At 45.1% G+C, this 14,486-nt stretch carries 16 protein-coding genes and 1 pseudogene; 16 read left to right on the top strand and 1 reads right to left on the bottom strand.

From position 1 onward, the window contains the following. Positions 1-357 precede the first annotated feature (357 nt). The 7 genes from ACHZCY_RS15760 (at position 358) to ACHZCY_RS15730 (ending at position 4,959) form a co-directional block, all read left to right on the top strand. Positions 358-705, top strand: a complete 348-nt coding sequence (locus tag ACHZCY_RS15760) for a TrbI/VirB10 family protein (RefSeq protein WP_319550223.1) — start codon at positions 358-360, stop codon at positions 703-705. A 145-nt stretch (positions 706-850) separates the two neighbouring features. Then, a complete protein-coding gene (locus ACHZCY_RS15755) occupies positions 851-1,471 on the top strand; it encodes a type IV toxin-antitoxin system AbiEi family antitoxin domain-containing protein (RefSeq protein ID WP_319549578.1) in 621 nt (206 codons plus the stop codon). Further along, on the top strand, positions 1,468-2,169 hold the full coding sequence (locus ACHZCY_RS15750) for a nucleotidyl transferase AbiEii/AbiGii toxin family protein (RefSeq protein WP_319549577.1): 702 nt from the start codon (positions 1,468-1,470) through the stop codon (positions 2,167-2,169). Before ACHZCY_RS15755 ends, ACHZCY_RS15750 begins: the two co-directional genes overlap by 4 nt. 44 nt (positions 2,170-2,213) lie before the next feature. After that, a complete protein-coding gene (locus tag ACHZCY_RS15745; RefSeq protein ID WP_319549576.1) occupies positions 2,214-2,369 on the top strand; it encodes a hypothetical protein in 156 nt (51 codons plus the stop codon). A 213-nt stretch (positions 2,370-2,582) separates the two neighbouring features. Next, positions 2,583-3,002, top strand: coding sequence for a TraV family lipoprotein (locus tag ACHZCY_RS15740; RefSeq protein ID WP_319549575.1), 420 nt, complete (start codon positions 2,583-2,585; stop codon positions 3,000-3,002). 193 nt (positions 3,003-3,195) lie between these two features. Continuing rightward, positions 3,196-3,423, top strand: coding sequence for an HU family DNA-binding protein (locus ACHZCY_RS15735; RefSeq protein WP_319549574.1), 228 nt, complete (start codon positions 3,196-3,198; stop codon positions 3,421-3,423). 366 nt (positions 3,424-3,789) lie between these two features. Further along, on the top strand, positions 3,790-4,959 hold the full coding sequence (locus tag ACHZCY_RS15730; RefSeq protein ID WP_319549573.1) for a Fic family protein: 1,170 nt from the start codon (positions 3,790-3,792) through the stop codon (positions 4,957-4,959). 145 nt (positions 4,960-5,104) lie between these two features. Here ACHZCY_RS15730 and ACHZCY_RS15725 read toward each other — a convergent pair whose 3' ends face one another. Next, complete coding sequence (locus ACHZCY_RS15725) at positions 5,105-6,154, bottom strand: tyrosine-type recombinase/integrase (protein ID WP_319549572.1); 1,050 nt, start codon at positions 6,152-6,154, stop codon at positions 5,105-5,107. 777 nt (positions 6,155-6,931) lie between these two features. On the opposite strand from ACHZCY_RS15725, the gene ACHZCY_RS15720 reads away from it, so the two are divergent. The 9 genes and pseudogenes from ACHZCY_RS15720 (at position 6,932) to ACHZCY_RS15680 (ending at position 14,288) form a co-directional block, all read left to right on the top strand. Continuing rightward, the gene (locus ACHZCY_RS15720; RefSeq protein WP_319549571.1) at positions 6,932-7,621 is read left to right on the top strand and encodes an N-acetylmuramoyl-L-alanine amidase; all 690 of its coding nucleotides are present in this window, start codon (positions 6,932-6,934) and stop codon (positions 7,619-7,621) included. Positions 7,622-7,639: 18 nt separating this feature from the next. Next, entirely contained in the window at positions 7,640-7,882 is a 243-nt protein-coding gene (locus tag ACHZCY_RS15715; protein ID WP_394713407.1) for a transposase, read from the top strand. Next, positions 7,873-8,058 (top strand): annotated as a pseudogene (locus ACHZCY_RS15710) (transposase); the annotation flags it as partial. The gene ACHZCY_RS15715 and the pseudogene ACHZCY_RS15710, both read left to right, overlap by 10 nt. A 156-nt stretch (positions 8,059-8,214) precedes the next feature. Next, complete coding sequence (locus tag ACHZCY_RS15705; protein ID WP_319549570.1) at positions 8,215-8,793, top strand: hypothetical protein; 579 nt, start codon at positions 8,215-8,217, stop codon at positions 8,791-8,793. A 279-nt stretch (positions 8,794-9,072) separates the two neighbouring features. Next, entirely contained in the window at positions 9,073-9,918 is an 846-nt protein-coding gene (locus tag ACHZCY_RS15700; protein ID WP_319549569.1) for a hypothetical protein, read from the top strand. Between the two features lie 83 nt (positions 9,919-10,001). Then, a complete protein-coding gene (locus ACHZCY_RS15695) occupies positions 10,002-10,262 on the top strand; it encodes a hypothetical protein (RefSeq protein ID WP_319549568.1) in 261 nt (86 codons plus the stop codon). Positions 10,263-10,786: 524 nt separating this feature from the next. Then, on the top strand, positions 10,787-11,881 hold the full coding sequence (locus ACHZCY_RS15690) for a DUF2235 domain-containing protein (RefSeq protein WP_319549567.1): 1,095 nt from the start codon (positions 10,787-10,789) through the stop codon (positions 11,879-11,881). A gap of 74 nt (positions 11,882-11,955) precedes the next feature. Next, a complete protein-coding gene (locus ACHZCY_RS15685; RefSeq protein WP_319549566.1) occupies positions 11,956-13,119 on the top strand; it encodes an Ntn hydrolase family protein in 1,164 nt (387 codons plus the stop codon). A gap of 179 nt (positions 13,120-13,298) precedes the next feature. Beyond that, positions 13,299-14,288, top strand: coding sequence for a hypothetical protein (locus tag ACHZCY_RS15680; RefSeq protein WP_319549565.1), 990 nt, complete (start codon positions 13,299-13,301; stop codon positions 14,286-14,288). Positions 14,289-14,486: the final 198 nt, after the last annotated feature.

Raw genomic sequence — 14,486 nt, 5'->3', positions numbered from 1 at the left:
ATAGCCTTTTTCAAAGGTAATCATGCTCTGAGATAGTAAAATAAGGCGCTGGAACATAGCGTAAGTCACGATAGAAACCTAAACGTATCCCCCCCTGGGAACGCCGAGCTCCAGCTCGGCACAGGCAAATGAAGAAACTCCAACTGGTGCGGGAACCACACCCTAGCCACTACTTGTACCTGACCGCCTTATTGATTTGTTTATCCAGCTCTGTCTTCAGAACCAAGGCAATCTATCTGCCAGAAAAAGGTCCGCTCACTTCGATTTCCAGACCGATGAAGAACTTACGGCAATGCAACAGGCTGTCATTGATGGATACAATATCTCAAACCAATCAGGTAAGTAAAGCACAAAACTCTGGTTGCAAGCTTAAGGATAAAAAAACGTGGTGCGTCCCCCATTTATCCGGCAAGGACCATCGTAGCCGGATTCTTCGGTGGCATAGGCGATATGCTCAAATCTGCCGCCACCACTCAATCGACCTCTGCCCTTGGCACCACAACAACCATCGATTCCGGGCAAGTTGCCCAATACTCCATAGGAGGTGGCCTCTCTGATGGAGCAGCGAGCCTGCATGATTTCTACCTGGACCTGGCAAAGCAGACGACTCCGGTCATTGAGGTTGGAGCAGCGAAAAAAATAACCGTTATTGTTTCCGAAGGAAAGGAGTTGGAGATCAGAGAGATTGCAGGGGAATCTTATTAAACCATGTATCAATCTCTGTCATAATTCTTCACCTACCTACTTTTTCTCAAAATCAGAGTATCAGTACTTCACAAAAGTTCTTGTTTCCAAACTTATTATGGATAATAATACATACAGTTAAAAATAAACATATTGATTATTATCCATGCGACGCATTAAAAACAAAATTAGCGCATCAGACAAGGCTAGGCATATTATCCAACAGCACGGTGGTGTCATCCGCACAGCAAAAGCTATTGAGGCAGGCATTCATCCCCGGACACTTTACCAGCTAAGGGACAGGGGCCTGCTTGAGGAGCTTTCCCGTGGCGTATATAGACTTAGTAACCAGAAAGCGATGTCCGATCCTGACCTGGTTATCGTTGCTACCCGCATCCCCAAGGCGATCATCTGCCTGATATCGGCACTTTCATTTCACGAAATGACAACTCAAATACCTCACTCTATCTCTATAGCCCTTGCACGAGGTGCCAATACTCCCAGGCTTGACTATCCGCCAATTTCTATCCATCGTTTTTCAAACAAAGCACTGCTTGCAGGTATTGATGTGCATCATGTAGATAATGTTCCCATCAGGGTCTATAATCCGGAAAAAACCCTGGCCGACTGCTTTAAATTCAGAAATAAAATAGGCATGGACGTGGTCCTTGAAGCACTCAAACTGTACAAGGCCAGAAAAGAATTTAAGCCTGGAAAGATACTCAAATATGCACAAATATGCAGAGTTGAAAAAATAATGCGCCCCTACCTGGAGATGAGTGCATGAAGCCCACAACAAACAAGGCAGCATCAGTTCGACAACGTTTACTCAACCGGGCCAGGAGCGACAAACGGCCTTTTAATGAACTACTGCAATATTATGCTATGGAACGGTTTCTGTACCGGTTGTCTCAATCCTTTTCCTCCGACCGCTTCATTCTTAAAGGTGCTTTACTACTGCGAGTCTGGGACGCCCCTGAATTTCGTCCAACCATGGATATTGACATGCTCGGTAAAACAAGCAATGAGGAGGCGGCCATTTTAGCCTTGTTCAACAATATCCTGCTAGTGCCAGTTGAAGAAGACGGGCTGTTTTTTGATACTGGTTCCCTGCAATCAGAACGAATCACTGAAGATGCCGATTACGAAGGCATCAGGATCCGATTTAAAGGCGCATTGGATACGGCAAGAGTGAACATGCAGATTGATATAGGATTTGGTGACATTGTCTTCCCCAAACCAGAAGAAGCCGAGTTACCAACCATGCTCGATTTCCCGGCTCCAAAGCTCCTTTGCTATAGCCGTGAAAGTGCCATAGCAGAAAAATTTGAAGCTATGATCAAGCTTGGGTTCCTTAACAGCCGAATGAAAGATTTTTTGACATATGGTTATTATCCCGCAAGTTCAACTTCACAGGACTCGATCTGGCCGAATCTATCCGACTCACGTTTGAACAACGAAAGACCACTCTTCCCACGACGATAGACTCTTTTACAGAACCATTTATCAGAGAAAAACAAGTTTAATGGATGGCATTTCACAAAAAACTCAACCAGGAACATGTCCCGTCTCAATTTCAGGAAATAGTCGTACAGCTGGAAGAATTCCCCCCCCCCGTTGCTCAAACACTCCTGACTGAAACACCTTTTAACCGGCATTGGATAGCTCCAGGCCCTTGGAAATGAGTAAACCGACTGCTACAACCGTCCAGCAGTTATATCATTTAAAATCGTAGTTCTTCTTACCCCTTCCCAATTCGTTCTGATCATCTCATTTTCTACACCTGTTTTTACTGCTCAACAGGTCATCCCCACAGAAAAAAGAAAATAGAACAGCAGGTAATCTGCGTTTCCCATTTTTCAAAATAATAATAGCTTTGCAACCTGTGGGGACGACCAGTGAACCCTTTCAACCGAATTATACGATATAGCTTCCCTCTCCTTCTCCTACTCCTTAATGGGTGTCGCCCTGTGCTCAATCCCTACAATGAGGATTTCAAATGCCAGGCCCGAGACGATATGGGCGAATGCATCGATACCCCTACGGCCTATAAAAAAGCACGGTATCCGGAGACACAGGGGGAAGAAGGATCGAGCCCTCTGGATAGCACCCAACAAGAAGCGTTGAACAATCGCTACAGCATACTGGCAGGATTACTTGAAGAGGAGAAAAAGCCATTACTGCAGCCGCCCAAAATCCTTCGGGTATTGCTGCTCCCTTATAAAGGGGAGGGAGAGGAACTGATCATGAGCCGCTATGTCTATCTCAAGATTGAAGATTCCAAGTGGCTCCTCACTGATCTTACAGAGGAACAATAGGCCATGATTGCCGGACTGCTGCAGCGGGCCATCCTTGGTTCCGGGAACTGTATGAAACATAGCGATCTGGCCAAGATGACCAGGCGTTCACCATTTTCTTCGTACTTGAACTATCTCTCATATAATATATAAAAAAAACAGGAAAAATTATGAACAAAGGCGAACTGATAGAACAAGTAGCAAAAGACTGTGAGTGAGTAAAGCAGCTGCCGAACAGGTATTGGGCAGCATATTAACGACAATTACCGACGCAGTCGCAACTGGCGATAAAGTAACGCTGATTGGCTTTGGCACCTTTTCCGCAACCGAACGCCCCGCTCGCGAAGGGCGAAACCCAAGGACAGGCGAAACCATGCAGATCGCCGCCAAAAAGGTCGTCAAATTCAAGGCTGGAAAAAAGTTTATGGATGCTGTGAAATAATTACGTACTCCGGAGGTTACACGAAAAGATTCAGCCTAATGCTACCAACCTCCAGTTAACCTTTCCTCATCTCTGCGTTCAGTGTCAGATATGGACTAAAGCAGGTTGGCAGCTGATTACCTGAGCGAAGATTTTACCTCCACAGTGAAGGTCTCAACCTGAAGCGTTGTCAGAGTAACCAACCCTTTGAACTGGCGATATTAATTTTAAAATCTGAAGAGTTTCTTACCAGGCTGTTGTATGGCTAAAGGCAGCCAAGAGAATGAGAGCACTGCGTCTTGACTTTTCTCCCATGAATCTTTATTTTAGGATGCGTGTTAAAACTAAAATAACAGTGAAACATATTTTAAGTTCAAGGTGTGCAGGATGAAGAGAGAGCTCCAAGGCAGATACGTGACTATTTCGACGGTGGGTGAGAAGGCCCAGGCCTTCGTGCCCTCTTCGCTGCCTCCGATTCCGCCCATCGACTGGACGCCGGAGCTGCGCAGCAAGTTCGATCAGGCGCTACTGGCTCTCGGGCGGCTGGATAGCGTCTCGACCTTGCTCCCTGACACCTCGCTGTTCCTCTACATGTACGTCCGGAAAGAAGCGGTTCTTTCCTCCATGATCGAGGGAACCCAATCGTCGCTGTCGGACCTGTTACTGTTCGAACTGGATCAGGAGCCGGGCGTTCCACTAAATGACGTGCGGGAAGTCAGCAACTATGTCGCCGCCCTCGACCACGGTCTACGCCTGATGGAGGAAGGACTACCGCTGTCATTACGGCTTTTCCGGGAAATCCACGGCGTGCTATTGACCAAGGGCCGGGGCAGCAATCAAACACCGGGTGAGTTCCGGCGCAGTCAAAACTGGATCGGCGGTACCCGGCCGGGCAATGCAGCCTTTGTTCCGCCTCCGGCCGAAGAGGTACTGAAGTGTATGGCTGAGCTGGAACTCTTCCTCCATGATCAGCCAGAGCCGACCCCTGTGCTACTCAAAGCAGCGTTAGCTCATGTGCAGTTCGAGACCATCCACCCATTCCTCGATGGTAACGGTCGCCTCGGACGTCTGCTTATCACGCTTCTCTTGTGCGAGCAGAAGGTGCTGCAGGAACCGATGCTCTACCTTAGCCTCTATTTCAAAACACACCGGCAGTATTATTACGAATTGCTCAATAATGTCCGCCTGACTGGCGACTGGGAAGCTTGGCTCGATTTCTTCGCTGAGGCGATCATCGTCACCGCCACCCAGGCAGTAGAGACGGCGCAACAGCTTCTAGACCTGTCGAATCAGGATCGAGACAAAATCAGCGGTCTCGGCCGGCCAGCGGCATCGACCCTACAGGTTCATCGGGCACTGATGGAACATCCCATAGCCACCTCGGGCTCACTAGTGAAAAAAACAGGCATCACCCCGGCCACTGTCAATAAGGCGCTCGGCCACATGGAGCAACTCGGTATAGTGAAGGAGCTGACCGCCCAGAAGCGGAACCGCCTGTTCAGTTACGCGGGCTACCTCGATATCATGAGTCGCGGTACGGAACTGCCTGGCAGGTAGTACAATTCAATTTCGGGTTTCGCAATCGAATCAGGTAATAAGTTTTTCGCCCTTAATCGGTTTTTGACCTATGAAGTCTAGTTGGCCTTCATTCAAGGCTGGGAATAAGTTTACGGATACTATGAGATAAGCAGTGGTAACCAGCTCAGTTGCCAAGCCCTTCAATGTGATCAATGGCCTTGAGTTTATGCTCATCCAGCAAATGAGTATAGCGCGGAACCATCTGCATGGTGCTATGCCCGAGGATGTCAGCCAAAGTACGGAGGTCAACACCGGCCATTAGTAAATAACTGGCCGCGGTGTGTCGGAGATCGTGCATATGAAAATCTTGAATCTTTGCCTTCTTGACTGCATTATCAAATGCACGGCGGAAAAATAGATTGGGCCTGCGCTGTACAGTTTGCGAGGTTGTTTCCGGTAAAAAAACAGGCTGAGCGCTGTTACAGTTTTCCGGCATGATATCGAGTAGGATCTCAACAGCCTGTATGGTTAAAGGAACACGCCTGGGCTTTGTTTTGGTAACAGTCAGGTCGATGATCCGGGCATCAATATCGATTTGCCCCCATACCAACCCAGCACCTTCTGAAGGCCGCATGCCGGTATGCAATAATAGCTGCACATAATGATAAAGCTTTTCATTACGGCTCTTTTTGCTAATCTCGAGCAAATGCCGCGCTTCATCCTTGCTTAATAGCCGCAATCGGCCTGCTGGCTTAGCCGGTTTTCTGATGGATGCCAACGGGTTATCTAATTCCAGTGCCCATTCCGTTATGGCGATCGTATACAGATGGGAAAGCAGGGCCAAGTCTTTTTGCACCGTTGACGGACCGACACTTTGCAGCCGTTTATCCCTAAAAGCAGCAACCAGCAATGGTGTGATTTCTTTTAAATTTAATCCTGAAAAATTCTCACGCAATCTGTTGGCAGATGTTATTTCCCGGGCTCTGGTATTGGGCCTTTTCTTGCTGGAAATTTCAAGTTCGTACCTGTCTAGTGCCTTCGAGAAAGCCATATCATCCGGTGGTGCATCACCGACATATCCACCGGAGCGAAGTTTTGCCTCTGTATCCTCAGCCCAGCGCTGGGCATCGGAGAGACGGTCAAAGGTCTGGGAAATATAGGGATGATCTTTTAATCGTATTTCAGCCTTATAGACAGTGCCTTTCTTTCTTTTTCGCTTATTTATCCGAGCCATACTTTTTGGGCGTAATTTTTTGCAAAAAGGGGCGATTCACAATAAAACTATGCCAAACACAGCTAAAAAGGCGACCAAAAAGAAAAGGCCAAACCCTGCATTAATGCTAGGTTTGGCCTTTATTTATATGGTGCTCCAGGCAGGATTCGAACCTGCGGCACCAGGATTAGGAATCCTGAAAGAACCTTATATATTCAGATAAATAATAACGTTAGGCGCGTTTTTGGGCGTAACAAGAAATAAAGCCTATAATATATTCTCCCTCTCCAAAATGACTTTTGAGCGCATATAACTTTACTGCATAAGAACAGTCTTTCATTATCATCCAGAAGTTCGCTTTAATTAAGATCAAATCCAAAACTGACCTGAAGTCAGGTTAAAACTTATACCACCCGGTGCACATTAATTGGAAAAAATAGCATCGGCTAAGCCCCCCTTATCCTACACTTTCTCCAGGTATTTGCATTGGTGCTTGGTTCAAATGCACCAACACTATTGGTTCAAATGCACCACTTCGCCCATTAAGTCTTTAACAGCTTGATCCCGATTACAAAGAAATAGCTTCAACCAAGAAGAAACACACTCCCTGGCACAAAATATGCTTAGCTACTTGGGATCAACTCCCCCTGTTATAATTTCAGCGGATATAGCGTCCTGTAGGAAAAGGACATAACTCAAAGGGTAAGGCTGATCTGACCACAGGCTACTACGCTTGGACAGTGGTGGATGAAACGAAAACCACTAAATGCGAGTATGCCACTTTATGGGAGATACAGCATGTATAATGTTAAATTTTATAAGGGCGATTACCGAACACGCCAAAACAAGGCGAACATGGATGATGCTGACGCCTATGTCGAACATCACTTCAACAGTAGCTCTTCCGCCACTGCGAGCTACGCTCTTGTGGTGACGGGTTCGAATGCGTCTCCCACTAGCAAGAACTGGGGTCGTTGGTACGCCAAGGCAGTTGCCACATTTTTCAGAACAAAGGTCGGTGGTGACAACGGCATACTCGTCGGTGGCTGGAACGGCCGTGGTGATGGTAATATTAAGCACACTAAGATGCCGGCCATTCTGCTTGAACCACTCTTCGCGAGCAACCCACAGCATGCGGATATTATTCGTAGCAAAAGGGGCCAAACCGATCTGGCTCGAATACTCGTGGAAAGCATTCAGCGATTTTTCCCGGATGGCGGGCTGATCGCCTTCAGCGTTGGTCACAAGTACAAAGAAAGCAACCTCAACGATCGCGGTGCTGCTCTCGTAGGTGGTGGCAGTGAGGCAGACTACGCAGAGGAAGTATTAAAGATAGCAGCGGTTATGCTGGAGGCTGTCGATCATGCAGCCCTGAGCAGGTCAATCCGTGTTGTTCACGGTGACAACGTTTTATTTGAGACCGAGGTGGACGAGGATGCCTTAGTCGTTTGGGACCCAGAACGTGGTTTGTTAAATATTCAAGGATGAGTGGCGATATAGCAACTGGTGTACGCTTTACTTACGGAAGGGCCCCCTGTCAAAATGCACTTGAGTAAGGTTATCGGGTTCACAAAGGATGAACTGACAGAGTGGGTAAAAAAATACCTCAGCCCTAATATACTGGTGGTATCCGACGGCCTCAATTGCTTTCCCTGTGTCAAGAAGGCTGCTTGTGAGCACGAACCAATTATTTCCCGTACAGACAACGGGTATGATGATTATGGCGTTTTAAATGGCACAATATCATGATCGATAATGTTAAAAGTTCATTGTATGGGACTTACCATCACGTGAGCCCAAGTCACCTGCCACGATATTTTGCAGAATTTTGCTATCGGTTCAACCGGAGGTTTGAATTGCACACCATAGTTGCTCGACTGGCATATGTAGCAATGCGAACACCACCAATGCTACAGCGCTTTTAGAATTTGTTTAAAAAAGCCGATAACAATTTAAAACAATTGCAAAAAACTTAACACTGACCGGTTAATATTGGCTGGCAATCATGACTAAACTTCAAACAATAAGCCTAGGTCGTATCAGGGAAGTTAATAATATGCTTCAATAAACAAGGACAACGCATGAGTGCAGAATTAATTTTAGCATTAATAAATGGTTTTTTTGCAATCGTATCAGCTTGGATTGGCTCATCCCGTTCTTTACCAGGTTTACCTGATTTACCTATTATAAAAGAAGAAACCCTCATAAAAATTATTTCTCTTCTCGGGTACCTGTTACTAGCTTCTTTTATCTGCTTCCTTTTAGAATTAAAATATTTGCTGTTTCTTCAGTGTTTTCTATTTGCAGGTATCGTTTCTATATTCTTAGCTAGCTACGCTTTTCAAAACTCTCTTAAAAATTTAGCACTGGTGAGCTCAATTGTATTTACTGCCATTATTGTAACCTTAGTCAATATTCATGTATTTGAATTAGTTATAAATATTAAAGGCTCATTAATTTTTTTTACTCCCGCTCCGATATTAGGTATTGTTCTTGTTAGCATTTATATATCAGCAACCTATTGCCTTAGAAAAAGCATAGGGCTTCCTCCCCCAAAACCATTCTACTTGCTATTAGGCATGTCCGGTTTAATGAAAAGGAATAACGAACATAATGCTGATGGACAAAAGACACAGTCGAAGAGTCAACAGGACCGCTAAGGGCTCCGTTGGGTATCACCTGCATCAATGGCGCATAGACGAACCTGCCCCAGATAAATGCTATATTTTGCGTACACCTAACGCGAGTAGTTCAACTAGAAAAAAGAATGCAAAAAAGCACAACAGAGTAATTAATCTATCGCTTCCTGTTAGTACTGACGATGGCGTTCAACTACAGTAAATACAACCGGTTACCTTTTGTATTGTATATTTTTATTGAGCACTTTTCACACAACTGTAAGACATATCTTCTCTCCCTAAACTAAACAAGAGGGCACAATGACAACAGCATGGATTACAGATAGCTCCGCGATTACTTTTTTGGATACTCATAAAACAAACGTAACAGTTCCTTCTGAATCAATATTCAAAAAAAACAAATATGAGGGATTAACCGACAATCAGGTATTTATCGGTTTCGCAAGAATTGATTGGGAGGAAGGTGGTCACGATGCTGAACTTGAGTGGGTGTTGATTTTTGACCAACCAATAACGGAGATTACTTTTACAGACAAGACAGAATGCACCCTCCAAGGCATGATCGAAGGAAAAAATCTTGCCAAACTTTGTGGAGAAAAAGAAATTAAATGGGGGCCTGCAAGTATTGGTAACAACGTAATAGCGACAATGGATGAGACTAATCAAGAGATTGCAGGAGGTAAAAAAATTACTTTCAAGGACCTCCAGGGAGATGACGTCCTTGCCACGATGCGTCTATCCTTTAAGAAAGAAAATGGTGAGGAGATTCAAACAAGAGAGGTTCCTTCCACAGTGCTTAAAAAGTTTCCAGTTGTAGAGCTACTGGAAGAACTGAAAAAAAATGCGGGTAAGTATGGTTTGGAGGATTGTTGCGTGGTGAATCTTGGGGCAAATGGGAAGGAAAGCGCCTACGTTAATAACCGCCTTCTTCAAATTGAAGCAGTTTTAAAAGAAAACCTTTCCCCAGAGGGTATTCTTACCAACCTCACAAAGGGTTCAGGGGAACTGAAAGACAGAGTGAGAGATGAGTTAATAAAGAAACTTATTGATGATCAAAAAGGGATGGGAAGAGGTTCTAAAGCTCACCTTGAGGTCTCAACGCCCTCAAAAGAAATTATTGGAAAGGCAATTTTACAAACAGCATAGCCGCCTGTTGCCGGTTTCCATTTTCGTGACTTGCTCACCCTATCATGCAAGAGCATAGACTTTCATCACAAGGAGGATGCACCATGGACGAACTAAGATCTCTCAAGTTATTAGGCACTATTGACGCCCTGCTTATACCAATACAAAAAGTTATTTCCGCTATCTTGCCTGATTATTTGGAGGAGGCCCTGGATCAAGACGATGTGCGTGAAGCAATTGTAGCTGCCGCAGACAAAGCGTTACTCACAGCAGCACCAGAAGCCAGACTTGTTCCGGAGGCCATGAGAAAACGAATTATACGAAAAAGTTTGGATCTCATTTTAGACGAGATAGTTTTATCTTAATTAAATTGGGTTGTTGTCATAATTGAGAAACAGTGGATGAGGCCTCCTGCCTGATTTCCAAGTAGAGGACGACATTACCTGCACAATCATAGGGCATGGAGCGCCTGGTGCATATAAACCACCAGTTTTGGTGCATATGCACCATAATCTAAACTTTTTCATCTATCTGCTACGCTCACAATTTCCCCCTACTACCTGTGCATCCAGACATAAAGGCATTTACAGACATGATGGCGCAACACTTGCAGAAAAGCCATGCAGATCAATGAAATTATGACGGTTCAACCTTGGCAAGAAACGGAACTTTCGTAGGAATGATAAATAATTAAGAATCAACAACACATGTCCACGTACTAAATTTTTCCTGCTGACTCGTTGTACCAAACTCGTAAAAAGCGTTAATTGCGTAACACGCACGCAAGTTATTTTGGAGTTTTCATGGTGGGCAGATAGGTCAGGCGCGAAAAGAGACACTCTACCTAAAGCCCCCCCTTGAATCTAGAAAACCAAAAAGGAAAGATGCTATGCATCCTAAAAACATTATCATCTTTTGCGACGGAACGTGGAACAGGCTAGATCAAAAATCCAAAGAGGGGAAGATTTGCCCCACCAATGTGGTCAAGCTGTTTGAAGCTATTTGCCCCTATGACGACAACGGGATCACACAGTTTGTGCATTACGTCCCTGGCGTGGGAACAAGTTGGCGCGACCGCATCAAAGGCGGCGGCTTTGGGTACGGGATATCCGACAACATAAAAAGCGGCTATAAGGCCATTTGCAGCAATTACGAAGACGGTGACAGGATTTTTTTGTTTGGCTTCAGTCGAGGCGCATACACAGCTCGTAGCATTGCCGGGTTAATCCACAATCTGGGAATCATCCGGCGGGTCAATATCCATAAGGTGCACGAGGCGTTTAAGCATTACAAGAACAAAGCGGAGGAATGGAAGCCGGGCTCAGAAAAATCCAACCAATTTCAAACAGCCTATTGTTGGCCGACCAAGAATATACATTTTCTCGGGGTTTGGGACACTGTCGGAGCTTTAGGATCGCCTTATGGAGTGGTTACACGCTGGATTGTCAACAAACTGTTTAATTGCGGCTTTCATAATATCAGCCTGAGTTCCAGCATCCAAAGCGCTAGCCATGCCATATCCATCGACGAGCACCGTTGGCCTTTTCGACCGACGCGATGGCAGCTAAGTTCAGCACACAATAATCATAAAGACGATTTTGAGGAGCGCTGGTTTCCGGGAGTGCATTCGGATGTGGGTGGAGGCTATGCGGAGACAGGGCTTTCCGACATCGCCTTGGACTGGATGGCCTGCCGGGTTTGCCTGCGCGGCCTGAACCTGGATCTTGATCGGGTGTCCCTCCCGATTTTCGATCCCAATCCGACGCAGACTATTCACAACTCGCAAACTTTCCTTTACCGGCTTGCCACCCTGGCCTTCGTGAAGATCCCATCGGCCATTGGCATTCCCCTGCCGGGGAGCGATGAAGATAAACAAGCCATCACTCGCATCACCTGGAAAGGCGACTATCGCAGGGAAATTCCACCCGGCACACCCACTGGGCATACACCAAACAAGATGAGGCGCTGTTTCCCGTCTGAGTAATAACCAGAGGAGCAGGCGCGCTTCCCCACGAGAAGTTCAATTTCCGCTTTCAACAAATTGTGGAGGATTTACATATGAGCGATAGGGAAAAACGATGCAAACGAAGCAGAAGTGACCAGATGAAAGAGCTTGGAGCTGCGGACTCAAGGGACATCTATTTCGGTGAAGAAAACCCTGAAAATATCTGGAAACATGCAACGACGGAAAACCAAACAGATTTCGAGGCATTTATTGAACTCTGTAGTGAGTTTAAAGAAATGGCATTTAGTGGGGATAAAGGCGAACTAGCAGAATTATTATCCTCTGCTATGTATTCTTTAGTTTATCATAGACATGGTCATTTTATTGATGAAAGTGATTGGTTAGCTGAGCAATCAAATAAAATTCTTTCCCACTCTAAAATGGCATTTATCCAAAGGGCTTATACATGGGCTCATATAGGGTGCAGCACCATATGCGTTTGGGATGACAACGCAAAAGAAAACGTCTGTATGCGAAGTCTCGATTGGAAGGGTGCGCGAACGCTCGGCAACGCTACGAGAATTTTCAATTTTAAAAAAAATCTCAACAACACTACAAGTGAGTTCTCTACGGTCGGCACAATTGGGATGCTTGGGGTACTGACCGGGATGAAAAAAGGCTTTTCATTAGCAATCAACTATGCTCCCTGGTTTAAAAGATCTTTAGATCGAGATATGGACCCAACATTTAAAATGAGAAAGCTACTGGAAAACCCAAGTATTAACACCTTTGACAGAGCACTTGGTGCAGTAGAAAACTGGGAAGTGAGTTCCCCTGTTTTTATTACTATCTGCGGCAAAGAAAAGGAAGAAGCCTGTGTTGTAGAAATTGGCAGAAAGGATAAAAAAAATACCCGTTTTATTCAAAACGGCATCCTCGTACAAACCAATTATTATGATCCTCAAGGAGATTTTGCGTATGTCGAAGACAGGATGGCCGAAAAGAAGCAACAAAAGCCTTACCCTGTAGATGAGGATGGTTGTCCGCTGGCTGATGAAGATTGGTACTGTGGCAAGTTGATACCGAGTTCAGCTTTCCGACGAAAACAGCTCGAGGATACATTCACAGGGTTTTCAGGAACTTCTGAAGAATTGGAACAAATGTTCATCCAAGCATATAGGAAACCGCCGGTTTGGAACTGGGAAACAGCTTACTGGGCAATTATGCGCCCCCGCTCAGAGAGAATGAGGGTTTTTGCACGACAAAAATCCATGTGAGAGACATGGAAAAAATTGCGCAGCCTTTGTGACCGTCAGGCTTGGAATTATATTCATTGTTATTAAACATGAGGAATTGCGCATCTTCAGACAACACGCACATTTAGCAGGAGAAATAAGACAAGTTAAAAGAGTAAACCATACGTATCTCAATCATGAATCACAAAAAGAGGGTAGACATGAGTGAAAAGGAAACCATTGTATTCTGCGTTCATGGAGCAAATCAGGCGGATAAAGATCCAGCAAAAGACTATGCCACCTGGAGTGATGCATTTGAGTTAGAAGATGCCTGTCTAGAGCTAAAAAATGTTATTCTCGGCAACGAGAACGATGAAATAAAAAATTACCATCTTGAAAAACATAATAACTGCGACTTCCCGCAATATAACGGCTGGGCCTCTGCGTGGTACGGCGGTATATGGCAAAGTCTTTTGGACAAACCTGAGTCTGAACGCTTTTCCACAAGACTCTCACCATCGAAAGATGGAGAAAAGGACGAAAGAGTTTTTCTTCTGGAAAAGATTGAACGGGGTGCAATGAAGAAACATTTTGATGAACTGGTTCCATTTTATGAGCTCGCAGTTATCAAAGACAGCAATAAAACTCTCTACGAAGAGATCTGTTCAAAAGTGGTAGATGATCTATGGGAAGCAACAGAAGAAGGTGTCAAAGATTTTGTCATGGTAGGTCACAGCATGGGCTGTTGTGTTTGTTACAATGTACTGAGCCATATGACACGGGTGGTCGACGGTCAACCCCCTGCCGCTATAGAAGGAGCCCTGTCACCAGAATACACTGAAAAAATTAAAAAAATGACCGAATCTTCCTCTAAGCCTTTTGGTCTTATAACTTTTGGCAACTACATGGGGTACAACTGGGCTCAGAAAGCAAATACAAGAATTTTATATGGTGAACGGTCTCGACACTATGTCTATCCTGATTACTCACCTCGTTGGTTTAATTTTTTTACATTATTTGGTGGAGATCCTTACATAATCGATGATCTGCTTGAATCTTCAATAATAGGAGACGATATCGACGCCTACGATGACGTGAGTGTATGGCGTGTGCCTTTTACCAATATTGGCCATGGTCGACACCAATGGTTTCGTCGGGATAGTTTTACCAATAAAATGAGGTCGAAACTGAAGAAACACTTGTACAGATAAATGGCAATTACGATGTTAAAAAAAACTGGCAAAAATTCGCCCTGAAAACATTGTATGTCAAGAAAGGTGCGCTCAGCAAAGTGGGATTGCTGAGCGCAAAGCAATGATTGAATATCCACAGACTCATAGAGCTGGCGTACTTTGAAGAGGCTACACTCGGGCAGGTAAACCGTATTGAGCCACCTCTCCCACACTCTG

Source organism: Desulfogranum marinum, from assembly GCF_963675105.2.
GTDB lineage: Bacteria > Desulfobacterota > Desulfobulbia > Desulfobulbales > Desulfobulbaceae > Desulfogranum > Desulfogranum marinum.
Note: the sequence above shows the minus strand (reverse complement) of the source record. Positions and strands in the feature narration are given on the sequence as shown.

Bases quoted from the DNA above. Each gene is read 5' to 3' on its own strand.
- ACHZCY_RS15755 (WP_319549578.1), top strand. From the start codon at position 851: ATGCGACGCATTAAAAACAAAATTAGCGCATCAGACAAGGCTAGGCAT.
- ACHZCY_RS15750 (WP_319549577.1), top strand. From the start codon at position 1,468: ATGAAGCCCACAACAAACAAGGCAGCATCAGTTCGACAACGTTTACTC.
- ACHZCY_RS15745 (WP_319549576.1), top strand. From the start codon at position 2,214: ATGGCATTTCACAAAAAACTCAACCAGGAACATGTCCCGTCTCAATTT.
- ACHZCY_RS15730 (WP_319549573.1), top strand. From the start codon at position 3,790: ATGAAGAGAGAGCTCCAAGGCAGATACGTGACTATTTCGACGGTGGGT.
- ACHZCY_RS15725 (WP_319549572.1), bottom strand. From the start codon at position 6,154: ATGGCTCGGATAAATAAGCGAAAAAGAAAGAAAGGCACTGTCTATAAG.
- ACHZCY_RS15720 (WP_319549571.1), top strand. From the start codon at position 6,932: ATGTATAATGTTAAATTTTATAAGGGCGATTACCGAACACGCCAAAAC.
- ACHZCY_RS15705 (WP_319549570.1), top strand. From the start codon at position 8,215: ATGAGTGCAGAATTAATTTTAGCATTAATAAATGGTTTTTTTGCAATC.
- ACHZCY_RS15700 (WP_319549569.1), top strand. From the start codon at position 9,073: ATGACAACAGCATGGATTACAGATAGCTCCGCGATTACTTTTTTGGAT.
- ACHZCY_RS15695 (WP_319549568.1), top strand. From the start codon at position 10,002: ATGGACGAACTAAGATCTCTCAAGTTATTAGGCACTATTGACGCCCTG.
- ACHZCY_RS15690 (WP_319549567.1), top strand. From the start codon at position 10,787: ATGCATCCTAAAAACATTATCATCTTTTGCGACGGAACGTGGAACAGG.
- ACHZCY_RS15685 (WP_319549566.1), top strand. From the start codon at position 11,956: ATGAGCGATAGGGAAAAACGATGCAAACGAAGCAGAAGTGACCAGATG.
- ACHZCY_RS15680 (WP_319549565.1), top strand. From the start codon at position 13,299: ATGAGTGAAAAGGAAACCATTGTATTCTGCGTTCATGGAGCAAATCAG.